The sequence below is a fragment of the Sinorhizobium garamanticum genome (assembly GCF_029892065.1).
GTDB classification, from domain to species: Bacteria; Pseudomonadota; Alphaproteobacteria; order Rhizobiales; family Rhizobiaceae; genus Sinorhizobium; species Sinorhizobium garamanticum.
Map to the genome: position 1 here is coordinate 3077329 of NZ_CP120373.1, position 23087 is coordinate 3100415.

At 60.6% G+C, this 23087-nt stretch carries 25 protein-coding genes and 1 pseudogene; 8 read left to right on the forward strand and 18 right to left on the reverse strand.

Annotation, left to right across the window (positions count from 1 at the left end; translation table 11 throughout):
* Positions 1-16: 16 nt before the first annotated feature.
* Complete coding sequence (locus tag PZN02_RS14380) at positions 17-388, reverse strand: hypothetical protein (RefSeq protein ID WP_280658643.1); 372 nt, start codon at positions 386-388, stop codon at positions 17-19.
* Positions 389-1048: 660 nt separating this feature from the next.
* On the opposite strand from PZN02_RS14380, the gene PZN02_RS14385 reads away from it, so the two are divergent.
* Positions 1049-1456, forward strand: coding sequence for a DUF1236 domain-containing protein (locus tag PZN02_RS14385; protein ID WP_280658644.1), 408 nt, complete (start codon positions 1049-1051; stop codon positions 1454-1456).
* A gap of 462 nt (positions 1457-1918) precedes the next feature.
* On the opposite strand, the gene PZN02_RS14390 is transcribed toward PZN02_RS14385, so the two are convergent.
* Positions 1919-2098 (reverse strand): hypothetical protein, encoded by a 180-nt coding sequence (locus PZN02_RS14390; protein ID WP_280658645.1) that lies wholly within the window; start codon positions 2096-2098, stop codon positions 1919-1921.
* A 521-nt stretch (positions 2099-2619) separates the two neighbouring features.
* Between PZN02_RS14390 and PZN02_RS14395 the strand changes: the two genes are divergently transcribed.
* Positions 2620-3411: a DUF899 domain-containing protein gene (locus tag PZN02_RS14395; RefSeq protein WP_280658646.1), complete on the forward strand. Its 792-nt coding sequence runs from the start codon at positions 2620-2622 to the stop codon at positions 3409-3411.
* Between the two features lie 77 nt (positions 3412-3488).
* On the opposite strand, the gene PZN02_RS14400 is transcribed toward PZN02_RS14395, so the two are convergent.
* The 3 genes from PZN02_RS14400 to PZN02_RS14410 all read right to left on the reverse strand — a co-directional run bounded on the left by PZN02_RS14400 (position 3489) and on the right by PZN02_RS14410 (position 5640).
* A complete protein-coding gene (locus tag PZN02_RS14400; RefSeq protein WP_280658647.1) occupies positions 3489-4145 on the reverse strand; it encodes a DUF2268 domain-containing putative Zn-dependent protease in 657 nt (218 codons plus the stop codon).
* 439 nt (positions 4146-4584) lie between these two features.
* The gene (locus PZN02_RS14405; RefSeq protein ID WP_280658648.1) at positions 4585-5034 is read right to left on the reverse strand and encodes an HIT family protein; all 450 of its coding nucleotides are present in this window, start codon (positions 5032-5034) and stop codon (positions 4585-4587) included.
* Between the two features lie 111 nt (positions 5035-5145).
* Positions 5146-5640: an HIT family protein gene (locus PZN02_RS14410; RefSeq protein ID WP_280658649.1), complete on the reverse strand. Its 495-nt coding sequence runs from the start codon at positions 5638-5640 to the stop codon at positions 5146-5148.
* 425 nt (positions 5641-6065) lie between these two features.
* Here PZN02_RS14410 and PZN02_RS14415 point away from each other — a divergent pair, with 425 nt between their 5' ends.
* From PZN02_RS14415 to PZN02_RS14430, 4 genes are all read left to right on the forward strand, one after another.
* Positions 6066-7055: a methyltransferase gene (locus tag PZN02_RS14415; protein ID WP_280658650.1), complete on the forward strand. Its 990-nt coding sequence runs from the start codon at positions 6066-6068 to the stop codon at positions 7053-7055.
* Between the two features lie 181 nt (positions 7056-7236).
* Positions 7237-7593, forward strand: coding sequence for an ArsR/SmtB family transcription factor (locus tag PZN02_RS14420; RefSeq protein WP_280658651.1), 357 nt, complete (start codon positions 7237-7239; stop codon positions 7591-7593).
* On the forward strand, positions 7577-8080 hold the full coding sequence (locus PZN02_RS14425) for an SRPBCC family protein (RefSeq protein WP_280658652.1): 504 nt from the start codon (positions 7577-7579) through the stop codon (positions 8078-8080). Before PZN02_RS14420 ends, PZN02_RS14425 begins: the two co-directional genes overlap by 17 nt.
* 204 nt (positions 8081-8284) lie before the next feature.
* Complete coding sequence (locus PZN02_RS14430; protein WP_280658653.1) at positions 8285-8794, forward strand: DEAD/DEAH box helicase family protein; 510 nt, start codon at positions 8285-8287, stop codon at positions 8792-8794.
* 383 nt (positions 8795-9177) lie between these two features.
* Here PZN02_RS14430 and PZN02_RS14435 read toward each other — a convergent pair whose 3' ends face one another.
* Positions 9178-10062 carry an SH3 domain-containing protein gene (locus PZN02_RS14435; protein ID WP_280658654.1) on the reverse strand — a complete coding sequence of 295 codons (885 nt, stop codon included), beginning with the start codon at positions 10060-10062 and terminating at the stop codon, positions 9178-9180.
* A 517-nt stretch (positions 10063-10579) separates the two neighbouring features.
* Here PZN02_RS14435 and PZN02_RS14440 point away from each other — a divergent pair.
* Positions 10580-10957 carry a hypothetical protein gene (locus tag PZN02_RS14440; protein ID WP_280658655.1) on the forward strand — a complete coding sequence of 126 codons (378 nt, stop codon included), beginning with the start codon at positions 10580-10582 and terminating at the stop codon, positions 10955-10957.
* Between the two features lie 52 nt (positions 10958-11009).
* Here PZN02_RS14440 and PZN02_RS14445 read toward each other — a convergent pair whose 3' ends face one another.
* The 12 genes and pseudogenes from PZN02_RS14445 to ampC form a co-directional block, all read right to left on the reverse strand.
* Positions 11010-11750: a DUF899 family protein gene (locus PZN02_RS14445; protein ID WP_280658656.1), complete on the reverse strand. Its 741-nt coding sequence runs from the start codon at positions 11748-11750 to the stop codon at positions 11010-11012.
* Positions 11751-12004: 254 nt separating this feature from the next.
* A complete protein-coding gene (locus PZN02_RS14450; protein ID WP_280658657.1) occupies positions 12005-12313 on the reverse strand; it encodes an EthD family reductase in 309 nt (102 codons plus the stop codon).
* Between the two features lie 504 nt (positions 12314-12817).
* Positions 12818-13159: a 4a-hydroxytetrahydrobiopterin dehydratase gene (locus PZN02_RS14455; protein ID WP_280658658.1), complete on the reverse strand. Its 342-nt coding sequence runs from the start codon at positions 13157-13159 to the stop codon at positions 12818-12820.
* Positions 13160-13193: 34 nt separating this feature from the next.
* The gene (locus PZN02_RS14460) at positions 13194-13919 is read right to left on the reverse strand and encodes an SAM hydrolase/SAM-dependent halogenase family protein (RefSeq protein ID WP_280658659.1); all 726 of its coding nucleotides are present in this window, start codon (positions 13917-13919) and stop codon (positions 13194-13196) included.
* A gap of 85 nt (positions 13920-14004) precedes the next feature.
* Positions 14005-15201 carry an MFS transporter gene (locus PZN02_RS14465; protein WP_280658660.1) on the reverse strand — a complete coding sequence of 399 codons (1197 nt, stop codon included), beginning with the start codon at positions 15199-15201 and terminating at the stop codon, positions 14005-14007.
* A gap of 370 nt (positions 15202-15571) precedes the next feature.
* Positions 15572-16984, reverse strand: coding sequence for a chromate efflux transporter (gene chrA / locus PZN02_RS14470; RefSeq protein WP_280658661.1), 1413 nt, complete (start codon positions 16982-16984; stop codon positions 15572-15574).
* Entirely contained in the window at positions 16985-17800 is an 816-nt protein-coding gene (locus tag PZN02_RS14475; protein WP_280658662.1) for a chromate resistance protein ChrB domain-containing protein, read from the reverse strand.
* A 248-nt stretch (positions 17801-18048) separates the two neighbouring features.
* Entirely contained in the window at positions 18049-18288 is a 240-nt protein-coding gene (locus PZN02_RS14480) for a DUF982 domain-containing protein (protein ID WP_280658663.1), read from the reverse strand.
* Positions 18289-18759: 471 nt separating this feature from the next.
* Positions 18760-18918: pseudogene (locus PZN02_RS14485) on the reverse strand (serine hydrolase); the annotation flags it as partial.
* A gap of 69 nt (positions 18919-18987) precedes the next feature.
* Positions 18988-19356: a VOC family protein gene (locus PZN02_RS14490; RefSeq protein WP_280658664.1), complete on the reverse strand. Its 369-nt coding sequence runs from the start codon at positions 19354-19356 to the stop codon at positions 18988-18990.
* A gap of 31 nt (positions 19357-19387) precedes the next feature.
* Positions 19388-20230: an isocitrate lyase/PEP mutase family protein gene (locus PZN02_RS14495; RefSeq protein ID WP_280658665.1), complete on the reverse strand. Its 843-nt coding sequence runs from the start codon at positions 20228-20230 to the stop codon at positions 19388-19390.
* Positions 20231-21012: 782 nt separating this feature from the next.
* The gene (ampC, locus tag PZN02_RS14500) at positions 21013-22161 is read right to left on the reverse strand and encodes a class C beta-lactamase (protein WP_280658666.1); all 1149 of its coding nucleotides are present in this window, start codon (positions 22159-22161) and stop codon (positions 21013-21015) included.
* 428 nt (positions 22162-22589) lie between these two features.
* Between ampC and greA the strand changes: the two genes are divergently transcribed.
* Positions 22590-23087 carry a transcription elongation factor GreA gene (gene greA / locus PZN02_RS14505; protein ID WP_280658667.1) on the forward strand — a complete coding sequence of 166 codons (498 nt, stop codon included), beginning with the start codon at positions 22590-22592 and terminating at the stop codon, positions 23085-23087.

Consider the following 23087-nt stretch of genomic DNA (forward strand, 5'->3'; position numbering starts at 1 on the left):
GATGCCGGCGCTGCGCTCAGGCTTCCGGGGGCGTGTCCACAAGCAACTGGAAGAAAGTGCCCGCGGCGTCGCGGGGGCTGACGGCAGCAAGCCAGTGAGGATCCGTCGTCACGACGCGTCGCTTCGCGTCGCGCCCATCCTGCGTTTCCGCCTCGTAAATGGCGCACGCCGTCCGGCTTTTCGCGCAGAAGGCGATTTCGAACACACCGGACGGTTTGCTGTCCGGCGCGTCATAGATTTGCAGCACGTAACCCTTGAAGCTCTGGCGCTCGCCTCGCTGATCGAGTTCGCTCAGGATCGATGGGCTTAGTTCGTCCCGGTCGACGGGCAACGGCGGTGTCCAGAAAGGCCCCGTTGCAGTGTCGTCGAGCTTGGCGACTGCGCGCATCTCTCTGCTCCTGTAGGCTGGAGGGCGTTCCTGTAGAGGGCCGCAAAGCTATCAATTTTGAGCCGGTTGTGACAGGCCCAAGCACTGCACTTTTCGAGAGCCTGCTGCCTGTTTCCTTGAATCGTGGCCGACTTAAGGAAAAAACATGCAGGAATTCAAAGTGTTACAGCGTCCTTTGCACGTCTGATCACAATACATGACAGCGGGCCTGTGCTTGTCACAGGAATCCGGCGGCCTTCCGCCCGCAAATCATATAAGCACAGTTTCGACACACAGGATTCCTGTGACAAGCACAGGATGAGGAGAGGGTGGGGCGGCCGTGCGTCACGACCCAACTGACTTGATGAGGCATCCGCCAAACCCAATTACGTCACGGTCGCATACTGTGGCGTCTGACAAGACGCGCGCTGTCGTTCAAGGCAAGAGGAGGGTCCCAGAGCGGTTTGAAGGGACAATCGCGGTGGCTCTGGGACCTTTGCGCGCCTACGGCGGTGTCGGGGACTTGTCGTGTCGTCGGCGCTCTACCGTCACCATATGTTCGAGGCGGACGGCCCGCAACGGTCCTAGGACCTTTGGCTTTGCCTGTCGGACTTAAGTCCAGCGGCTGGAACTGTTTTCCAGCCCCACTCGTTGCCCCCTTATCCAACAAAGGAGGCGACAATGAAAAAACTTGTTTTCATCGCTGCGGCAGCCGCCCTCCTTGGCGGCCCCGCGATCGCTCAGAATAACAACGACGGCAACCGCGGCACTGCCGCAGGTATCGCCGGCGGTGCCGCGACAGGCGCCATTATCGGCGGTCCGGTCGGTGCTGGCGTTGGCGCAGTTGTCGGAGGCGCACTTGGCGGCGCACTGGCACCGCCGCCTCCGAGGGTGGTTACCACAGTCCAACAGATGCCCGCACCGCCGTCGGTCGTCGTCCGGAAACGGATCGTCGTTGGCCAGCCTCTTCCAGAGACGGTCGTGCTGACTCCGGTTCCGCAGGCTCCGGAATACTCGGTGGCCGTCGTCAACGACCAGCGGGTGATCGTCGAACCGAGGTCTCGCAGGGTGGTCCAGATCGTCCGCTGACGGCCTGATCCACAGCGCCTGCGCGTCTTATCAGACGCGCAAAGGACGCTGTGGGTCTTCGAGTTGGTTCATGGAAGGCATGCCGACAGGTTTCGGCGCCGATGATCAGACCAACATCTTTCATCAACAGGAGCCCGTCGCCCCCTCGTGGCGGGGCTCCTCTTCACATGTTCATGCAAAAATCGAATATCAGACTTTTGGCCCATATCGCGCCGGACTTTGGTCCGATGATCATCGGACCAAAGAGGACGATACTTCAACCTTTGGGGGTGCCGGCGACACTGCACCGACACGAACCTATAGTGATTTCAGAAGCGATTTAGAGCGGGGCCCTTCGCCAAGAAAAGCGTGGGACCCCGCTTGTGTGGGAGCCGAGCTGCGCGGGTTTGGCACGCGGGCGGTCTTCGATCCTGCATCGTGTTTCGGATGCGGGCCCGCAGTTCAAGGCGATCTCTCTTCCGGTCAGTGTGTTCCCGACAGACGCTGCCGCAGGAAAGGCACGGTAAGCATTTTCAGCATCGCCGGATCGCGGATGCCGAGGTTGTAATTGAAGATCAGGCGTGTGAGGGCGCCCTCTGCCACAGCGCTGGCGCGGAGCATTTGATGATCCTCCAGCAACTCCTCGAACACTTCGCTGAGCATGTCGACATCGTGAAGGGGAATGTGAGGTCCGATCGGCATAGCGCATCTTCCTCTGTTGGCGCGACAGTGCTGTGACGCCGGCCGGTCCCCTAATATTCCCGCAAGTGACCGTATGATGCGTTCTCGTGCGAGGCACTGGCTATTAAACATATATTAATTAATGTGTCAGAATCAACCTCCGGTTGGTGCGCGCGAGCGCCCCCGCCTAAGCCGTCTCGCCGATGCAGAACCCGCGCCGATCCTTGCCTGCAGCGCCGCGCTTCTTTTCAGACGCGCAAGGGACATTGTAGCGCTTTGAATTGCTGCATGTTTTTCCTTAAATCGGCCAGGATTTAAGGAAACTTGCGGTAGCGCCTTCGTCGACCGGCCGCCCGCCGCGGCTGCAATTCGGCGCCATCGGAATGGCGACACACTTGTTACTCGCATCTCTCGAGATCCCGAGCCAGACTGTGCTTATGAACAACGGGCGATGAGCGGCCGCGACATGCGGCACATCGCCCCGAACAGGAGGTTCGAGAGCGATGACTACGCCAGCCGAGAATGCACGCAAGGACGGACAACCTGCCATGCACACCCCGCCGGTCGTATCGCCGGAGGAATGGGAGGCGGCCCGCCAGAAGCTACTTGTCAAGGAAAAGGCCCAGACCCGGGCGCGCGATGCGCTCGCCGCCGAGCGCCGGCGAATGCCATGGATGGCCGTGACGAAGGACTACGTTTTCGAAGGGCCCGAGGGCAAGGTCAGCCTCGCCGACCTCTTCGACGGCCGGCACCAGCTGATTGTCTACCGCGCCTTTTACGAGCCGGGCGTGTTCGGCTGGCCGGACCATGCCTGCCGGGGCTGCTCCATGGTGGCCGACCAGGTGGCCCATCTCGCCCACCTCAATGCCCGCGACACGACACTGGTCTTCGTCTCGCGCGCACCCCAGGCGGACATCGCCCGGCTGAAGGAGCGTATGGGCTGGGACATGCCGTGGTTCACCATCACCGACAGCTTCGACGCCAACTTCGGCGTGGACGAGTGGCACGGCACCAACGTGTTCTATCGCGACGGCGACCGCATTTTCCGCACCTACTTCGTCAACAACCGCGGCGACGAGCAGATGGGGGGCACCTGGAACTATCTCGACATCACGCCGCTCGGCCGGCAGGAGGTCTGGGAGGACTCGCCCGAGGGCTATCCCCAGACCCCGACCTACAAGTGGTGGAACTGGCACGACAGCTACGTCGAGGACGCCGCGCCCGACAAGAAATGGGTCGAGGTGTCGGACGCCGGCGAGGCGGCGATGCGCAAGCAGGACACGGACAAGCGATGAGCCGGGGGTGCTCCGGTTGTGATGGGTTGGCCGGGCGAGGGCGCCCGGCAGCTTGGGCGAGTGCTGCTCGCCGAGACCTAAATTTCCTTGAGCCCCGCGGCAAGAACGATACTCGCCGGAACATCGATCCATGTGGCCGGAGTGATCGGGGAAACCTTGGTTAACCAGTGGCCGACGAGCTTGTAGCCAAGGGTGTAACCGAGCCATCGCGGCCGCGTCCCGCCCGTTCCGAAGAACCAGGACGCGTGATCGTAATCGGCGGAGGATAGCAACGACTCGACGGGAAGATTGCTGCGCAGTGCTTCATCATCGACCGCGCATTCCCAAGGCTCCGGCGGGTTGCCGAACAGCTCCCGCACGAACTGCCCTGCCAGCCCTTCGCTGACCAGAGCTTCTCCGAGGCTGCGTCCGTAGCCGGGACCCGCCATCCGGAGGCAGTGATGCGCTTCGTGGACGACCTGGCGGACGAGAGTACCGTCGTCGAGACAGCGTGTAAGGTTGGGATTGTCGGGGTCGATGGTCAGCGAGAACAGGGAGCTTCGGTAGGCGAAGCCAACCATGCCGATTTCCGGGATAACCTTCCCGGGTTGCCGCTGCACGAGAATGTCGAGGGCGGGCGGAGGGAGCAGGCGCGATACTGCCCCGCGTGCCTCGTCAACTCCGGCGACGATCGGGTCCCGCCAGCGCTTCAGATCGCCTTCCGCCTCGAGCCAGTGAATTCTCCACTCGTCCATTGGTTCAGTTGGCTCTTTGTCTGTCGGTCGCGACGTCTTCCGTGAGCAGAGTTTCTGCCCCCCTTATCGATTTCAGGCACATTTCGATCATCAGCCTCGAACGCCCCGACCCGCAATCAATCTCTTCCAAGAACTCACGCGCTTTCGCATGCATTCCGCGACCTCGCGATCAGACAACTTTTGCATGAAACGGGTCTCGAATGGTGTAACCTAGGATATGGAAATTGGAGACCGATGCAAAGCGAATTGAAGCCAGTCCGTCACGCAGGGACGATGACAATGTGCCAGGGACACTGCGGCCGCTTCCCGGCCCCGTGCCGGCGCGGCTGGAAAACGCCTCGCGCATTTCGAGGACGCAGCGTTGGGTTCCGGCTAAAACAACAGTAGGGGATCAAATCGCGATGACGATGAACTTCTCAATAGGGTGCGGAAAGCGGAACTATGCGGTGTCAAGCGCGCTGGTTAGCTCATTGGCCACAACGTTGAGTTCGTCCATAGTAGCTCGAGGCGTCGCTGCAAACGTAAGTGTTTCTTCTTTGATGTAGCGCCGCGATGTTATGTCGGTCTTTTCCACCATAGGAACCACGTGAGCATGCACGTGTGGAATGTCGCCTCCTGTAAAGAGGAACGCGACACGCTCTACTCTGTAGATCCGCTTCTGAGCGCGGGCAATCTTCTGCCCCAAGGTGGTGATCTCGCCCGCGAGATCACCTGGCAAATCATCGAAATGGGTGAAATGGTCGCGAGGAATAATTTGAACGTGGCCGCGACGAATTGGATAGATATCGAGGAAGGCCAGCAGTCGATCGCTTTCAAAAATGGTGCTTGGTCTAATCCGACCCTGAGCCATCTCGCAAAAAAGACACTGAGAAGGGCGCTGTGGAGTCATGATCGTGTTTCCTGAAATGGAGGCACTCGTTGCAGTATTGCCGATCCCCCAAAGTCCACAAAGGGTCGATCCTTCCCGCTCGCTCGCGCGGGTCGCAGAAGGTTAGAAGGCTCACCTACCAACCTCCTTGCTCATCCTATCCCGGAGCAGCGCAATCGTCTCCGGGACGGAAAGACCTTCGATAGGTGGAGGGTTCGGCCGCTCACAAAATTCCCTCCAAATGAACAGCGTGAGTTCTGCGCCGTCCGTGTCCGGCTCGTCCCGCGCTTCAACAAAGTGTTCGAGGACTCTGTATCGATCGTCGCGCCAAAATAGCCCTTCAACCCAGTCATAGACCGGGACCAAATGAAAATGGATCGGATAGCCCGGAGAGTGACCGTAGCGGCCGATATAGACCCGAACGGGCTTCAGGGCCGTTCGCAAAGCCTTCTGCGCTTCTGCGAGCAGCGGCCCGAATTCCGTCAGCGCACCGTGTGGGAGGTCCGAAAGGTCATGGACCGGCAGCTTGGAAGCAATCATCAGATACCCTGGCAGCGCAGAGTCCATTCGGTGGTTTACGAACCAAAAATTGGTCTCGCAAATCAGGAACTGGTCGGGAATCTCCAACTGCTGCTCTCCTTCGTCACAGACACGGGCACCGCACTGTGAGGTATTTCGCGACGACCGGAAAGGATCGAGCTTTCACGTTCGTTGCGAATGGTGAACTCGAACACGTCATTGGGCCGCCTTTACGAGTAGGTGGCGGATCGGTTCCCGCTCGACGAACTCCGCCCTCACGTGCCTGAGCACATGGCGCTGCCCCGCAAATGGAACCATGGTCAAGGCTCCCTCGAATGAAACCTAGCGATATTCGCTGTGCTCGTGATTGATGACGAGGCGACGACCGGATTTGCACTGCCTTGCGGACTATCGCGATAGCGCCTGAGTGAACCGAAGCTTTTCAACTGTCACCCCCGGTGCTCCTCCAATTTGCGGACGCGTCTCGCTCGCTCCATTCTGCTAAGCTTCCGGCGTCAGCGGAGGAAAAAGCCATGACCAGCGCGTCACAACAGATCATGAGGCTAGGATTCGGGTTCGCCGTGTCACAGGCACTGCGCGTCATTGTCGAGCTCGGCGTCCCCGATCTCCTGGCCGCCGGCGAGCGGTCGGTGGATGAGTTAGCAGCCGCCACTCAGTCCGAGGCTGATGCGCTTTATCGTGTCATGCGACTTCTCGCGCCCGAAGGGGTCTTTAGGGAAGTGGTACCGCGTCATTTCGAGCTGACAGAGCTTGGCGCCGTGCTGCGCTCCGATCAGCCGGGTCCCCGTGATTTCGTTCGTATGATCAACAGCGAGGCCTATCTCGCCTTCGAGCAACTGCTGTATTCCGTTCGCACAGGAAAGCCAGCCTTCGACAAGGTGTTCGGAAGCCCAAGGTTTGACTGGCTGTCGCAACACCCGGAGCAGGCTGCGTTGTTTCAGCGTGCCATGGTCGCCATGAGCCAAGGCAGCAACGAGGCCGTTGCCGAAGCTTATGACTTTGGGCCGTTCACGCGGGTCGTCGACGTTGGCGGCGGACATGGTCAGCTTCTATCGGCGATCCTGGCGCGCAACCCGCATCTGAGCGGCGTGCTTTTCGACCTGCCTTCGGGCCTCGCCGCAGCCCAGCAGGGTGCCGGCGGCAGCCTGCCGCGCACGGAATTTGTCGCGGGTGACTTCTTTGAGAGCGTCCCCAGTGCTGATGTCTACGTCCTCAAGAAGGTCGTTCACGATTGGGACGATGAGCGTGCCGCGGTGATCCTGCAAAAATGTCGCAAGGCTATGCAACCGAACGGCAAGGTACTTGTGGCCGAGACGCTCGTGCCGCCGGGTGACGAACCGAACCTGATTAAAGGAATCGACGTGGTCATGCTCGCCATCACTGGCGGCCTGGAGAGGACCGAAGCGCAGTATGCAAGCCTTTTCGACGCCGCGGGGCTACAGCTTGAACGCGTGATTGAGACCAAGGGACCCATTTCCATCCTTGAGGCATCTCCAGCCTAATGCATGTCGCGTTCAACCGGACTCATGCGACGCGGTTTAGGTCCTTGTTTTTATGCATTTCGTTGTCCCCAAAACCGCTGCATACCGCCGCCGCGGTGCATGACCTCGAATGACCGGTCTACGGCAGGGAAAGTTCGGGACGCTTGCGCTTACTACGCGAGCAGGTTAGAAACTGAACTATATGGTTCAGTATGTAAGTCCTCCCCTCGATCTCTCGTTCGCGGCGCTGTCCGATGCGACCCGCCGCGGGATCATCGATCAGCTTGGGCGAGGGGACGCGTCGATCACCAGTCTCGCGGATAAGTTCCAGATGACGCTGACCGGCATGAAGAAGCACGTCCAGGTTCTCGAGCGGGCGGGGCTCGTCGTCACGCAGAAGGTCGGACGGGTGAGAACCTGCAAGCTTGGGAAACGCGGCCTCAGGGCGGAGGCCGAGTGGATTGAGGCGCATCGCAAGCTCTTCGAGGCCCGCTTCGAAGCATTGGACGAAATCATCAGCGAAATGAAACAGGAGGGAAGCGATGAATCAGCAAGTTGACAGTGCAGGTGGTGCGCAGAACCGCACGTCAGTCGAGCGCAAAGGGGATCGCGAACTCGTCATAACGCGGACATTCAATGCGCCGCCGAGCACGGTTTACAGGGCGTGGAGCCAGCCCGAGCTGTTCCAGCGCTGGTGGGTGCCAAAATCGGCATCCGGCGTTTCGCTCGTATCGTGCGATATGGACGTCCGTACCGGCGGCAAATATCGGCTGGAATTCGGCGCCGGCGGTTCGGACACCATGGCCTTCTACGGCAAGTATCTCGAGGTGGTGCCGAACGAGCGCATCGTCTGGACCAACGACGAGGGCGAAGAGGGCGCGGTCACGACCGTGACCTTCGAGGAGCAGGGCGGGAAGACGCTGCTGAACTTCCACGAAGTCTATCCGTCCAAGGAGGCGCTTGAGGAAGCAATACAGGGCGGGGCGGCCGCATTGCCGGAGCAGTTGGAGCAGCTCGACGAATTGCTTTCCAGCATAGGCGAGTAGCGCGGGTCGGGAAACTCGCCTCGGGGGAACGTCTGCCCTTGGGAAGTGACTCCACCGGCCTTTCCGGCCGGAGCGAGGGCGCGTTCCGGACGTGGCTGCACTAGCGTTGCGGACGGACAGCTGACCTGATCGGTCAGCGATTGCCTGAGCACTCCCAGGTAGGGTGTCTTCTCACCCGATTGGAAGCCATGATAAACAATGCCTATGGGCATCAAGAACTATCTGATCGAAGGCGGTTCCGGCACTGGAAAGACGTCTGTCGCTACAGAACTGCAGCGGCGGGGCTACCATGTCATCCATGGTGATCGGGTCTTAGCTTATGTCGGTGACCCCGAGACAGGCCAGGCACTCGCAGGACCACCCAAAGGCGCAGACCGCATCGCTTGGGGATACGCGCACTGGATCTGGCCCGTTGACAAGGTCCGGACCATTGCTGCCGACACCACCCACCCTGCCACATTCTTCTGTGGCGGCTCGCGCAATTCCCAAAAATTTCTGCACCTATTCGACAAGGTATTCGTGCTCGACATCGACGTTGAGACGTTGAACCGAAGATTAGATGGACGGCCGAATGAGCCTGGCTTCGAACCGGCCGAGCGGGCACTGGTACTCCACTACCATCGTACTCGGGAATATCTTCCCGCTGGCATCAATATCGACACGGCCAGTACCGTCCCGAGTATCGTCGACGATATCCTCGCTCAACTCCCCTGAAGCCCTGAAAGTATTGTGATTGTGGCATTGGCGCTTTCGTAGCCGACCGGCAGCTTTCAGAACGACAAACCGGGTGCCTTAACGACCGTCTGGGGGCGCACAGCGGTCATTTGTGAACCGTGGCTGGAAAGTCGTTTTCGGGTCGAGGCCCGGCATTCAGTCGGCGACGGACCGCAACACTGCGGCCTCGGGGCCGCCGGGCGGCGATGCCTCTCATGAACCGGGTGCGGCGCCTTCGGGCGGCGGCATCTCTGCCGCCCCTGGACCGCATGAGATCACGATGATTTCAGGTCGGATCGACCTGAAATCATAAACGTGATCGCTTCTAAGAAGTTAGCGCGGGATGCGGGCGGAAAACCGCGCACACTTTTCCTCATCCCGCGCTAGTCCGGGCATCCCGGTTCGCCGGGTTGGCAGACAGGTCGCTGCGGCCTGCGGCGGTCATTGTCACCACCGCGGCGGTTACGATTGTCGTCACCGCGGCGGATGACCCGATCGCCGTCATCGCCCCCGCGTTCGAAGCTCCGGCGGTTGCGATCGCCGCCGCCGCGGCGGATGACCCGATCGTCGTCATCGCCCCCACGTTCGAAGCTCCGGCGGTTGCGATCGCCGCCGCCGCGCAGATCACGGTCAAAGTCCGGCTGCCTGTCGACATTAGGCCTGCGGCTGGGGGCGCGATCGAAATCCGGAAGGCGATCCGGACGATCGTCAAAGTCCCGGCGTCTTTCAGGGGTACGCCTAAAATCGGGTCTCCGCTCCAGTCTCCGGTCGAATTCCGGGGGCGGAACTGGCCTCGGCTCGAACTCAGGTCTGCGGCTGGGCGGCCGGTAAGGTTCCGCACGGCGGTCCGGGCCGCGATAGAAGTCCGGTCCGCGGCGCCAGCGATCGCGATCGCGATAAAAGTCATAGTCGCGATAGTGACGATCCCAATAGTTGCCGAAGCTGAAGACAACGACGGGAATACCGAGCGGGCGATAATATCGAGGGCCGACATAAACGCGGCGCTGTTGATAAAGTGCCTGGATATATCGGCCGTGCACCCAGCCACGGTCGCCGTAGAACTCCACGTCGCACCATGGCACATCGGCAAGACAGCCGTAGATTTCGATGGATTCGCCGGCCGGAATAACGGTGACCGCCGGATATGCTGTGCTTGGGCCGGCGCGCAAATTGACGTTCGCCGTCGCGAAGCCTTCTGCCGCCTGAGCGATCGCCGGAGCAAGCAAGAGCATACCGGTCGCGGCAATTTTCAAGAGGGTGCGTTTCACGTTTTCAACTCCCTGGGGAGGCAGCCGTCATGCGACATCCGGTATTTGACCTTACTCCGGCTTTTTCCGGTTCCCGGGCATGGTTGGGTCGCCTGCCGCCTCTGTTAGGCGGCCAACATCGTGATGTCTTTCAATGGTTTATAGCGCGTTTTGCATGAACGCAGCTTGAACGGAAGAATCCGGGCTATAGCCTTGAAAGTGCTGGAGCGGCTTATCCGGGCGCGTGCCTACTGCATGTTTCCTTAAGTGCTACAGCGTCCGCGTCCGATAAGACGCGCGGGCGCTGTAGCCGCGCCGTTTTCGGACATTCAGAGGACGGAGCTCCAGACCTACTATTATTAGGAGATACTGATATTCCCTTCAACTTGTGCTACAGTTGTTGGGATGGAGAGGTGCGACCAGAACGGGGAATTTCAATGCCGTCCTGGCGGCCTTCAACGAGGTAAGAAAGAGCTCTTCGCTTTTTAGTTCATTTGCAACTCAGTACCCAAGCGGGGGGCACTTGCTGGAGGGGCACATGGCGAAACTCAACATTGATCAATACGTAATGGCCGTGGCTGCGCGGCTTGCCCATCTGACGCAGACATACGCGATCATTTTTTTCGCCAGCATCGCGACCATGTTCGCGATCCTCGCTTACGCATCATCATCGGGACTGGCCGCCAGGTCCGCGCTGGCGACGATTGTGGTCGCAATCACGGTTTACGGGGTCTTGGCAACCAAGTCCGCCTTGGATGACTTGAAGGCAATGCTGGACGATGCAGTCGACGACTTCTCGGGCAGCAGCTTCGGCGCTCACCTGAAGCAGGTACCTATGGCGCTGTTTACCGGGGCAAGCATCATTCTCGTCCTCGCAATGGGGGTGACGCAGTTGTGGGCGATCATTTCAGCCTGACGCGGGCCGATCTCGAACTGGTTGGTCGGACAAGAACCCGTCGATGCAGCGCTCAATAGTACTGCCGCTCAATTTGCTCGTACGCGTTCGGCCGCCCACCGGGAGTGAGGTCCAGGAGCGTCCACATCGGCTCGACCGTGCCGACATGGCGCGGATCCTGTCCCGGCTCCGCCGGTGAGAACAACAACTCGGAGGCCCAGCTCAGCCTCACCACCCCGTCCGAGCCTTTGTGGAACACCGTCAGGATCGGCACCTGCTGTCCATCCTCGTCCTCGCCATGGTAATCGCGTTTGAAGCTGTTGTTGGCGGCTGAAAGCAGTTTCAAATTGCGCCAACCACGATGCGCGGCGAAGGCCGCAACTTGTTCGATCGGCGCTTTCGCCACGGCCGCGATATTGGCTCCGAGTCCCTCGACGTGCGGGACCGCCCCTTCCCAATTGTCGAGCAATGCAGTGCACGACGGGCACGGTCCGTCTTCAAGGGGAAGATCTGCCATCGGGCCATTGCTCGGACCGCGCCGGTCGTCGCTGCGATGCCGCGGGAACATATAGTGGTAGAGGATCAGGGTATCCGTACCGGGCCGGAACAGCTCCGACAAACGTATCTTGGCAGGAACGCCGTCGGCGCCGATGTGGTCGAACTCGTAATCCTCGGGAACGACCCCACCCGGCGGGAGCGCACGGATCTCCGCGGCCACTGCCTCCATCTCACGCCGGAGGGCCACCTCACGCTGCAGCAGCCTTTCGCGAGCGCGGCGATATTCCGGACTTTCATTTGGGAAGTTCACGCCCATGGACTCCTCCCATCGAAGTGGATGCGCAACTACAGCATCGCGCGTCTTATCAGACGCGCAAAGCACGCTGTAGCACTTTGAATTGCTGCATGTTTCCTTAAATCGACTACGATTTAAGGAAACATGCAGTATAACACAGTCGAGCGCACCTTGACTCCTCTCTACCTGGAACTGGTCGCCGCCCACGCCTTCCTCGTCGGCGACCAACCGAAAGCTGACCCGCCACCTCGGCGCCCGACTTTCGTGCAAATGAATCAAACCTCTTCGGTCTCAAAGAAATAAAGATCGACGCCGCCGTCTGCGAAATTCGCCAAATCTCCGGCCGTGGCCTGACCCTCCGGTGATGAGAACGCGCTCTGGATGTCGGCTATCGAATCGAAATGAAGTGTCGCCACAAGGTGGAGATCGGCCGCGCCGGCGGGGCTCGAGACCGCGCCATTGCTGATTTCGTACTTTCTGAGACCAGGCAGCTTCTGGGCCAAGGGAATGTGGGTGGAGCGGTAGTATCGGTCGAAAGCCGCGGTGTCCTTGGGCATTCTGTAAAGGACGAGAAGCTTGGCCATCAGTTCCTCCTTGAATGGGGGTTGCCAATCAAATTCTGACGCCCAAACCTACTGCATGTTTCCTTAAATCGTAGCCGATTTTAAGGATAAAAACATGCAGCAGTTCAAAGTGCTACAGCGTCCTTTGCGCGTCTGATAAGACGCGCGGCGCTGTAGACTGTGATGAACCTTCGCGTAAGGTCCCGTGCCCAGGTCACTACTTGCCGCCGAGTATGTGAGTGCTACATCCGTCACTGGTCCGCAGAGGAGCGTCACCGCTCCTGGTGAAGCACTCTGGAGCCACGCCAACGATCGCCCGGCGACGCGCGCCGGCTGGCCAGGGTGATAGCCGCCGGAGTAACGTCCAGCCTGCGGATCCGCGTCTTCGCACGGATTGGGGCAACGATGACTTAAAGCGGGATGCGGGCGGAAAACCGCGCACACTTTTCCTCATCCCGCTCAAATTTCCGAAACGGCGCAGCCGCGGACAAGGCCGACCTCTGCAGGCCGGCCTCACCGGAAAATTCACGATGCCCCCGGCAACTGGTTGATCTTGGCCGCCATGATGAAATCATTCTCGTGCAGGCCCTTGATCTTGTGGGTCCACAGCGAGACCTCCGCATGGCCCCAGCCGAAGCAGACGTCGGGGTGATGCCCTTCGTCCTCCGCCAGCCGGCCGACCTCGTCGACGAAGGCCAGCGCCTGTTTGAAATCGTCGAACTGGAACTTCCGGCGGATCAGATGCCCGTCGTCCAGGAGGTCCCAGCCTGGCGTCTGCGAAAGATATCCGGCCGCCTCTTCCCTGGTCAGCGGCGGTATGCCGCCGCGGCAGGGCGTGCAGGACTTCTTAGCGATATTCTCGGTCATAAGTTCCTCCTTTCTGGAGAGATGATCTCGACTCTCAAGAGGTGATCTCGACGGGGCTGCCCACTGCGAGGCCAAGCTCCCGGTCCGCGCGCCCCTGGTTGACCGCGATCTCGGCGAGCCCGTTCGAATTCTCGTACCAGAACGCGCTGCCCGGCAACCGGTCGCTGAACGTTCTGGTTCGTTCCAGCACTCGGCCGGCTGCCACAAGTTTCGCATCGGCCGGCAGCATGGCCGCCCTGAGCCCGGTCATGGCATTGCCGTAATGATCAAGATAGACGATCTCGGCCAGGTCGTCCGGCCAGTCGGGCCGCCGGCCGGAATCGTCGCGCGGCTGGCCGGGCGGCGGCTCGCTGCGCGCCAGCATCGCCGCCACCGGCGCAAACAGGTCGCGTCCGTGGAAGCTGGCCGACAGCTGTTCGGGCCTCCAGTCGATCTCCCACGACCGCGTCTTTCCGGCGCGCCGCTGGACCAGTTCAAACAGGCCGTTGCCGGGGCCGACATACCACCGCCGATCGGCCTGCACGACCACGGCCGGCCGCGTGCCGCCCACGCCGGGATCGACGACGCAGAGAAAGACCGTGTCGGCCGGAAACCACACGGCATAGGCCGCCAGCAGATAGGCCGATGCTGCCGGGTTGGTGGCCGGTGCATCGGCGAAGAGGTCGATGACGGGAATGCCTGGCGCCTCCCGGTGCAGCACGGCCTTCATCTGCCCCGTATAGGGCCCGCTGAGGCCGAAATCCGTAAACAGCACGATCATGTGGCCAGCTTGCGCCTAAGGAGCGGAGGGATGCAAGCTGGATCGGGGCTGGGGCTCGTTTCCATGTGACAAGGAAGCCTTTGGCTCAGCATTCCTCAGGCGGCTTGACGTGCCGAAATTGCCGCAGCAACAGGAGGTCGTAGGTGATCTTCAGTGCGGCGCAGATGAGGAGCGGCCAAGCGCGATAGGATGCAGCAAAGAGAGCGCCCGCGAGCGCAGGGCTGGCGGCGGCCGCAAGACTGCGCGGCACCGACGTGAAACTTGCGGCCGCGGCGCGTTCCGCCTCCGTCACGACTGCCATCACATAGGACGAGCGTGTTGGCACGTCCATCTGCGAGAGTGCCGCTCGAATGAGCAGCAAGACGAGCACGATCGGCAAGCTTGGCGCGAATGCCGCGAGCGCCAAGGCAATGCTTGAGGGAATGTGCGTAAACACCATGGTGTTGACGAGCCCGACCCGCTTCGACAACCACGCGGCGACGGGGAACGAAAACGCCGACAGCACACCCGTCCAGAAGAAAAACACACCGGCTTCAGAGAGCGAGAGATTGAACCGCTCGAACAGCCACAGGGCGAGCAGCGACTGGACCACGAATCCGCCGGCGAATGCATCGAGGCTGAACAGGGCTGCAAGCTTCAGGACGATGGCACGCGAGGGGCCAAGTGCCGTAGCTTTGTCGGATTCGCGGCTCGCGGGGCGAGGCGGTATCTGAGCATAAAGAAGGCCGCCAAGGAGGCCCACGACCGCATAGAGAACGAACATAAGCTTGATGGCGGTCAGTTGCTCCAGCGCCAGGCGCGTCATCAGGTCGGGCAGTGCCGCGGCGAGTGCGCCGACTGCGCTGGCAAGCGCGCCGACGAGGCTGTAGCGAGCGAACATCCTCGTGCGCTCGGCACTCGCCACTTCGCGGGTGAGCACCGCATGCTCCAGTGGCACGAAGACGCTCACGCTACCGGCGGAGGGATTGATCGTGCCGGCAAATGCGACCAGCAGCAGAAGCGCATAATCGTTGAGCATGGACATGGCCGCACCACTGGCGACCATCAGGCCGGCAGTTGCCAGGAGCAGGCCGCGCAAATCATGGCGGGCGCTGATAAACCCGATGACGATCGTCAGGAGGGCAGAGCCAAAGAGCGACGCCGTCGCGATGATGCCAACTTGCAGTGGCGAAAAGCCGAGGGCGAGCAGATAGACCGGCAGCAGGATGGCGACGAAGCCGTCGCCAAAGTCGCGCAAAGCGCGCGCCGCGAAAAGATATGTGGCCGGATGAATGCTTCGCACCGGAGTGTTCCTTTTGTGCGTCCCACAGCGCCGCGCGTCTAATCAGACGCTACAGTACACGACAGTAGTTAGCTTCTGCCTCGTTGGTTGCGGTACGGTAACGCATCTCCTCCTGTCCTCATTCCTGTGCTTGTCACAGGAATCCAGTCAGCCCAAGTCCTTGGGCTGAAAAGACTCTTCCGCGCCGCCGACGCGGCGCTGCTGGATTCCTGTGACGAGCACAGGAATGAGGGCGAAAAAAGCATCCGCCAAACCAATTGAGCTGCTGTCGTCCACTGTGCTCAGACGCGCAAGGCCGCTGTAGCACTTTGAATTGCTGCATGTTGTTAGCCTTAAGCTGCGATTTAAAAAAAGAAGCAGTAGCTTCGCCCTAGACCCACCCCATCAGCACGCCATAGACGAGGCCGACGAGGGAAGAGCCGGCCAAAGCCGTCAGCATGCCAATCTTGAAGCGAAACACTGCAACCATGGCCGCGAGTGTCAGGATCAGCGATGCGACGTTGACCGAACTCAAGACGGGAACATCGATCGTCATGCCGAGCCCACGCGCCTCATAGAGTTCGCGAAACAGCACGTGCAGCGAGAACCACACCGCCAGATTGAGGATGACGCCGACGACCGCAGCCGTGATCGCCGCAAGTGCGGCCGACAGAGCCTTGTTGCTGCGCATCGTTTCCATGAAGGGTGCGCCAAGGAAAATCCAGAGAAAGCAGGGAACGAAGGTCACCCAGGTCGTCAGCAGTCCGCCCAGCGTGCCGGCAAGCAAGGGATTGAGGGAGCCCGGGTCTCGGTAAGCGCCCATGAACCCAACGAACTGCGTCACCATGATCAGCGGACCGGGGGTTGTCTCCGCCATGCCGAGACCGTCAAGCATCTCGCCGGGCTTCAGCCAATGATAATTCTCGACCGCCTGCTGGGCGACATAGGAAAGAACTGCGTAGGCACCGCCGAAGGTGACCATGGCCATCTTGGAAAAAAAGATCGAGATTTCCGTGAAGACGTTGCCCTGTCCCAGAAATATCAGCAGGGCGAAAACCGGCCCGCCCCAAAGCAGCAGACCGACTGCGGCGACCTTGAGCGACCAACTCACCGGTGGGCGGGCGTGGGCCGGAATCTCTCCGCCGAGCGCGCTGTCGACGTCTGCGACCTGTCTGCTGCCGACCTTCCCGTGGCCATTGCTCGCATGAAACGCCGCCCAGCCGGCACGGCCGCCAACATAGCCGATGACGCCCGCGGCGAGCACGACCATGGGGAAGGGCGCACGGAACAGGAAAAGCGCGATGAACGCCCCGGCGGCGAGCGCCAGCATGACATTGTTTTTGAGCGCCCGCCGGCCGATCCGAATTACCGCCTCGAGCACGATCGCCAGAACCGCAGCCTTCAACCCAAAGAACAGCGCTTGAACGGCTCCGACATTTCCGAATATGGCGTAGATCCAGCTCAGCGCCATGATGGCGACGGCGCCGGGAAGCACGAAAAGCATTCCGGCGACCAGCCCGCCCTTGGTCTTGTGCAGCAGCCAGCCGATATAGATCGCTAGCTGCTGCGCCTCCGGCCCCGGCAGCAGCGTGCAGTAATTGAGTGCGTGCAGGAACCGCGTTTCACCGATCCAGCGCTTCTCCTCGACGATGATGCGATGCATGATCGCGATCTGCCCGGCGGGACCGCCGAAGCTCAAGGCAGCCACGCGCGCCCAGACGCGCAGCGCCTCGGCGAAGGAAATGCCGTGGCTCAACTGGGGCTCCGACGTGGTGCTGGTGTTCCGTGGAATGTCGGCCACCATTCATGCTCCCTTTTTCGGCCAGTTGTGCGTTTCGTCGGTGGCGTCGCGGCACCAGCGATAAAACGCGTCGTACAGGAGCAAGCCTGCCTCGAGCTGTTCGTTGTCGTCCGCATAGATGCGCGACAGCCCGAGCGATGCAGCGAGCAGGCCGGGCGCCTGGGGAGCGAGATCGAGCCGCGCCGTGTCGGCGCCGCGCACGATCGTTGCAAGGTGGAGCAGGGGGTCCGTCGCAAGCCCGAACTCCTCGACCATCACATCGAACGTGCAGAGTTCGCCGCGGTGGCTCCAGCGGATCGGGGCATCGATGTCGAACGGCGTCGCCTGGAAGCGATCCGCGACCGCCTCGACCTCCGACGGGGCGACGAACAGGAATACAGCGTTGGGATCGACGAAGCGGCGGATGAGCCAAGGGCAGGCGATCCGGTCGATCTTTGGCCGCGAACGAGTCACCCAGACTGTGCGCCCCTGTTCATCCCGCTTGGGCAGGACAGACGCGGGAACCGCAGGGTGTCCGGCCTTGGCCCAGGCTTCGAAGCCGCCCTCTAGCACATCGGCTTTAATGCCGGCCTGGCGGAGCCAGGCGGCAACGCCGTGACTGAGCTTCTTGCCGCGATGGCAGATGACAATCACCGACTGACCGCAGAGGTCATCGATCCAGAGTTGCAATCCGCGGTAATCGCGCCGGACCGAGCCAGGGACCAGCCGCGGATCGGCTTCGAAGTCCTCGTCGATGCGCACGTCGATAAGAGCGGGGCATTTCGGGGTGCCGATAAGGCGGGCAAGCTTTTCGGGTGAAATTTCGAGAAGTGACGACATGGCGCGTCCTCCGTCTAGCGGTTGATCGGACGCGATTCTTCGGCTGTCGCCTCATGGGGTGATCGCAACCCCATGTGGGATGTTCTCCGCTCTTCAGCCGGCGCTGTCAAGCACCGCACTCTTCAGCGGAAGCTGCCGCCTCGTTCTGGGCTGTGCGCGGTGAGGTTCCAACTCAGCAAGAGCCCGCTGACCCCGGAGGCAAGTTGGGGGACCATCGCCCAGGTTGACTCAGATGCGGCCGAACGACGTCATCGCAATTTCTTGATGCTGGCCTCCTCGACAGCCGCGACGAAGGCGTCGCGGGCCTGCTTCCACGGGTAAATGCCAAACATTGCATCGGTACACTCATTGAGCGCGGTCTGGTAAGCGGCACCGTGTCCGGTGGGCCAATGTTCACTGAGCAGGCGCGCTGCATGACCTGGCGTCCAGACGATCTCCACGCGTTCGCCCAATTGGACGATGACGGCTTCTCCCCAGGTGGTGTTCATTGTCTCAACTCTACGTTCAATGCGCGCCTAACTGCACACGCCGGCAATGGTTCCTGCGGACCTATCGGAAGCGACCATTATTGTGCGGGGAGCTATGACATCGCGCCCCACCATCGAAGAGCCTGCCGCGCGACCTATGGTGGCGCTTCAGTCATTCGCACGATCCTCCCGCGCCCAAGGACTTGGGCGCTGCTGGATTCCTGTGACAAGCACAGGAATGAGGAGGGTGGGGCGGCCGCGCGTCACGACACAACGGACTTGGTGAGGGGACATCCGCCAAAGGCAACCACGTTGCTGTCGTGTCCTTTGATCACGCACAGCGGGAGCGGACCGCGCCTCCTCTTTTGCAGTACGGAGGCTTCCCCTCCGCTCCTCATTCCTGTGCTTGTCACAGGAATCCAGCCACGGCGCGTCCGCGCCGTGAATGACTCCGTGTCTCCGCTACGACAGACCAGCGGACCGATCGCGCACCTATTTCGAAAGCAGCGCTTCGATCAGGGCATAGGTTGCCCGAACCCGCGCTTCGTTGGGATAGTTCCTGTTCGCGAGGACCACGATGCCGAGGTTCTCGCCCGGAAGCAGCACGACATAGCCGCCGAAGCCGTTCGTCGATCCGGTTTTGTTGATGATGACGTCCTTCTGCGGGGCGAACGCAAGTCGCCGGAAGAGCGGCTTTGCGCTGCGCGCAGAAATCACCTGTCACTGCGGCTCGCCTATCTCCACGATGTGCCGGTCGGGGTCGAAGAATCTGAAGACGCGCTGTCCCCAACTCTCCCGTCTTACTTCATGGATCAGTTCGACCTTTTCGGCGATGCGCTCGAATGTCGAGTCGATGTCTTCGACCTCAAAATAAAGAACAAGGTTGAGCCGTCCGTAGGGGCGGTCTACGTCCGGTGCATGGCCAAACACCGTCTGATGGAGTGACTTTCCCTCGTGCAGGGCGAAGCCAGACTCGAACCGAACGAAATTACCGTGATCCTCCAAAATCCGAAGATCCATGACTTCGGAGTAGAATTGCTTTGAGCGATCCATGTCGCTCACGAAGGGCAGTGGGTTCACGAACTTCATGAGTTAGCCCCCGTGTTTCAGGACGAAGCGGTCATGTGCGGTCGGCGTTTTTGTCCTGTGACATGAGTTGGCCGATGACCGCGCCAGGGATCGCATCCACCGCGTAGGTGAAAGTGCCTGATGATTTCACCTCCTGCGCGGCGCGCATCAATGCGCCGAGGGCGGCCCGCGCGAACGAGCCGCCAACACTGATGCGGCGCACCCCGGCTTCGGACAGCTCGGCAACGGAATAGCTTCGCCCTTGGAGTCCCATGACGACGTTTACGGGCTTGTCGACGGCGCGGCACACCGCTCTGATCGCGTCGATGTCGGGAAGGCCTGGAGCATAAAGGACATCTGCCCCTGCTTCGGAGAAGGCTTGCAGCCGCCTGATCGTGTCATCCAGATCGGGCCTTTCCCAAAGGTAATTTTCTGCCCGGGCGGTCAGCAGGAAGGGCAGATCGCGTATTGCTTCCGCCGCCGCCCGAATGCGCTCAACCGCGTGGGAAAGATCATAGATTGGAGCGTTGGGATCGCCGGTTGCATCCTCGATTGATCCGCCGACAAGGCCGACACCGCAAGCCATACGAACGGTTTCCGCGCAGGTTTCCGGTGCCGCCCCGAAGCCGTCTTCGAGATCGGCAGAGACGGGAAGGTCTGTCGCGCCGACAATCTCGGCGGCATTCTCAAGAATCTCGGCTCTGGAAAGACCTGCAAAGGAATCCCGCTTGCCTTTCGAGAAGGCATAGCCCGCGCTTGTGGTCGCAAGTGCCTCGAAGCCAAGACTGGTTAAAAGACGAGCCGAACCCGCATCCCACGGATTGGGTATGACGAACGCCCGGTCTCCTTCGTGGAGGCCCTTCAGGCGATTGAACTTGGCCTGCTGATCCGACATCGCGTCCTCCCACCTGCGGCACCGCAGCCACGCATATCACAAACGGAACATAAAGGGAACGCACTTGGACCGCAACTGTAGCCGCAGAAGGCTCAATCGCCATCTACGGCACCCGATACCAGCGGCCGCTGGGTCGCTTCTCACATTCACCACTGTCGAAAAGCTTGCTTAGGTTCTGTTGACAAAGTTCACCGATTTTGCACGTTCATTCAGCGCCGTCTCGATTGCTGCATATGTCCCGGCATGCCGTTCGCGTTGACGCATCAGATGTGCGGCGTGCTTTCGGGCGAATGCGTCGACATCGCCGATCTCTGCTGGGTAGGGTTCACCGACGCTTTCAAATAAGAAACCGTATCGCACCAGTCTTTCAACTTTGTCCCACTGCTTGACGTCTGTATTTTTGGGGGCTTTGAATTTGCGATCTAGCCCGATGCTAGGTCCTCCGCAGTGAGGACAGACCAAAACAGCTTCCCCCCGTGAAGCTCGCCTAAAACTTTTCCGGCACTGGAAGCACGCATACGGATGAAGATATCGTGCGGAAGGCTTTTCGTTGCGATCCATAACTGTTCCGATAGGTCGTTATTTCTAGGCGGATGCTATCAGCCAACCGATTCCCATGACATCGAAAAAGTGTCACACGAGAGATGGTCAATGCACGACCGACCGCTTTTGAGCTCGATCGTGACTTTCCTCCTAACTGTTACAAGGGTCCGCTTTGGGGAGCGTGCCACGACCTCTCTCCGTCCAAACTATCCGCGGTGGCCTCGAAGCGGACCGCGCACCTATTTCGAAAGCAGCGCTTCAATCAGGGCATAGGTTGCCCGGACCCGCGCTTCGTTGGGATAATTCCGGTTCGCGAGGACCACGATGCCGAGGTTTTCGGCCGGAAGCAGCACGACATAGCCGCCGAAGCCATTTGTCGATCCGGTTTTGTTGATAATGACGTCCTTCTGCGGCGCGAGGGGCGGTTCGATTTTGTCGGCTTTCTGCGGGTGAAGGATGAAGTCGTAGCCGTTCCCCGCCACCATCGTCTCGAGATCGACGGGCCACGGGTACTGCTCCCAGATCATGTCCTGCGTGAATTTGGCGGTCCTGAACTGGCCTTCCTGCGTACGCCGGACAGCCGCCTTCAGCTCCGGGGAGACGGTGCCGGTTCCGAGTTCCACATCGAGCAGCTTCAGCATGTCGCGCGCGCTCGACTTGATGCCGTAGGCTTCCGCGTCGAGCACGCCCGGGGCCGCACGGATCGGCTTGTCGGTCTTGCGCTCGTAGCCGAAGGCGTAGTTGTCCATCGCCTTGGCGGGCACGTCGATAAAGGTATTCTCAAGACCGAATGCGGGGATCAGCACCGTCTGGACGGCCTGTGTATAGTCCGCTTCCATCGCACTTGCGGCGATGTGGCCAAGAAGGCCGATGCTGATGTTGGAATAGCTACGCGTTCCAGGCTGCGGCGGTTGCCAGTCCTTGAGCCAGTTCACAAGCTCCTTGGTGTCGGCGATGTCATCGGGAACCTGCAGCGGCAGCCCGCCGGAATGATGGGTCGCGAGATCCATGAGTGTCATGCCGTCACCGATAGAGCAGGCGTCGGCGCACAGATGGCGGGAGACCTTGTCATCGAGGGATAGCTGGCCGCGCTGCTCGGCGAGCGCCGCCAACGTCACGTTGAAGACCTTGCTGATCGACCCCAGTTCGAAAAGCGTGTCGGGGGTTACCGGACGGTTGTCGGCGCGCGATGCCAGGCCCGTCGCATAGAAGCTGTGCTCGCCGTTCTTGGTCACGCCCACGACGAGCCCGGGAATTTTGTATTCTTCAATGGCGCTTGCAAAGGCTGCCCGCGCTTTCGACTGGAAGGCGTCTTCGTTTGCCGCAGCGGACGAGAAAGGGAGCGTTGAGACGATGAGGCTGAAGGCTGCCAGTCTTAGGCTTGTCATTTGAAACCTTTCTGTCGGCGACGAATCTGGTGGCGATATCTCAATCTCTACCAGAGGGCAAAGTCATGGCGGAAATGTCGAAGCCTCCCCCAAATTGCGAACACGGTTGTGGACGGTGGTGGTCGGCAGGGCGTCGGAAGCGGACATGGGCATCGGGCGGAATTCCAGTCGCGCCGACCGTCGGAAACATCGTATAGTGTTCGTCGGTGTCGGCCACCGGTTGGGTCCGTGGTCGTCGCAACCCTGGTTCTGATAACGCGGTTGTTTCGCCGGCGTTGTCAGAACGCATCTCTAACTCTTTGAAACGACGCAATTCCGGTCGGAAAACCGTTATACACTTTTCCCGGAATTGCTCCTCTAGATTGCGCAATTCCGGACGGAAAACCGCTATACACTTTTCCTGGAATTGCTTGAAACGGAGTTCGATCGTGAGCGTTGCCTTCGTCAAGGAAGAAAGTGCCGAAACGGCTGCGGAAACCCTGCTGCCCGACCGTGCGATTTCGCCCCATCCGAACCTTGTCACGGAAGCGGGGTTGAAGGCGCTCGAAATGCAGCTTAGGCAAGCGCGCGAGGCCTATGATGCGACAAGCGCGATTGAGGACGTGAATGAACGGCGGCGGCAGGCGGCAAACCCCTTGCGTGACCTGCGCTACTTTGCCGAACGCGTTCGTACGGCCCAGCTTGTCCCGGACCCGACGTCGAACGACACGGTTGCCTTCGGCAGCACGGTCACTTTCAGCCGCGACGACGGACGGGTGCAGACCTATCGGATCGTGGGCGAAGACGAAGCCGATCCCAAGGCCGGATCGATTTCCTACGTCTCGCCGGTCGCAAGGATCCTCATGGGCAAGGCCGTCGGCGATGTCGTGAGCGTGGGCGATCACGAGCTCGAGGTCATCGCGATCTCGGCAGCGCCGCGCGTCTGA

Bases quoted from the DNA above. Each gene is read 5' to 3' on its own strand.
- ampC (WP_280658666.1), bottom strand. From the start codon at position 22,161: ATGACAAGCCTAAGACTGGCAGCCTTCAGCCTCATCGTCTCAACGCTC.
- PZN02_RS14405 (WP_280658648.1), bottom strand. From the start codon at position 5,034: ATGACTCCACAGCGCCCTTCTCAGTGTCTTTTTTGCGAGATGGCTCAG.
- PZN02_RS14455 (WP_280658658.1), bottom strand. From the start codon at position 13,159: ATGACCGAGAATATCGCTAAGAAGTCCTGCACGCCCTGCCGCGGCGGC.
- PZN02_RS14445 (WP_280658656.1), bottom strand. From the start codon at position 11,750: ATGGGCGTGAACTTCCCAAATGAAAGTCCGGAATATCGCCGCGCTCGC.
- PZN02_RS14425 (WP_280658652.1), top strand. From the start codon at position 7,577: ATGAATCAGCAAGTTGACAGTGCAGGTGGTGCGCAGAACCGCACGTCA.
- PZN02_RS14460 (WP_280658659.1), bottom strand. From the start codon at position 13,919: ATGATCGTGCTGTTTACGGATTTCGGCCTCAGCGGGCCCTATACGGGG.
- PZN02_RS14430 (WP_280658653.1), top strand. From the start codon at position 8,285: ATGGGCATCAAGAACTATCTGATCGAAGGCGGTTCCGGCACTGGAAAG.
- PZN02_RS14495 (WP_280658665.1), bottom strand. From the start codon at position 20,230: ATGTCGGATCAGCAGGCCAAGTTCAATCGCCTGAAGGGCCTCCACGAA.
- PZN02_RS14380 (WP_280658643.1), bottom strand. From the start codon at position 388: ATGCGCGCAGTCGCCAAGCTCGACGACACTGCAACGGGGCCTTTCTGG.
- PZN02_RS14385 (WP_280658644.1), top strand. From the start codon at position 1,049: ATGAAAAAACTTGTTTTCATCGCTGCGGCAGCCGCCCTCCTTGGCGGC.
- PZN02_RS14490 (WP_280658664.1), bottom strand. From the start codon at position 19,356: ATGAAGTTCGTGAACCCACTGCCCTTCGTGAGCGACATGGATCGCTCA.
- PZN02_RS14415 (WP_280658650.1), top strand. From the start codon at position 6,066: ATGACCAGCGCGTCACAACAGATCATGAGGCTAGGATTCGGGTTCGCC.
- PZN02_RS14395 (WP_280658646.1), top strand. From the start codon at position 2,620: ATGACTACGCCAGCCGAGAATGCACGCAAGGACGGACAACCTGCCATG.
- PZN02_RS14480 (WP_280658663.1), bottom strand. From the start codon at position 18,288: ATGAACACCACCTGGGGAGAAGCCGTCATCGTCCAATTGGGCGAACGC.
- PZN02_RS14400 (WP_280658647.1), bottom strand. From the start codon at position 4,145: ATGGACGAGTGGAGAATTCACTGGCTCGAGGCGGAAGGCGATCTGAAG.
- PZN02_RS14390 (WP_280658645.1), bottom strand. From the start codon at position 2,098: ATGCTCAGCGAAGTGTTCGAGGAGTTGCTGGAGGATCATCAAATGCTC.
- PZN02_RS14420 (WP_280658651.1), top strand. From the start codon at position 7,237: ATGGTTCAGTATGTAAGTCCTCCCCTCGATCTCTCGTTCGCGGCGCTG.
- PZN02_RS14450 (WP_280658657.1), bottom strand. From the start codon at position 12,313: ATGGCCAAGCTTCTCGTCCTTTACAGAATGCCCAAGGACACCGCGGCT.
- PZN02_RS14440 (WP_280658655.1), top strand. From the start codon at position 10,580: ATGGCGAAACTCAACATTGATCAATACGTAATGGCCGTGGCTGCGCGG.
- chrA (WP_280658661.1), bottom strand. From the start codon at position 16,984: ATGGTGGCCGACATTCCACGGAACACCAGCACCACGTCGGAGCCCCAG.
- PZN02_RS14475 (WP_280658662.1), bottom strand. From the start codon at position 17,800: ATGTCGTCACTTCTCGAAATTTCACCCGAAAAGCTTGCCCGCCTTATC.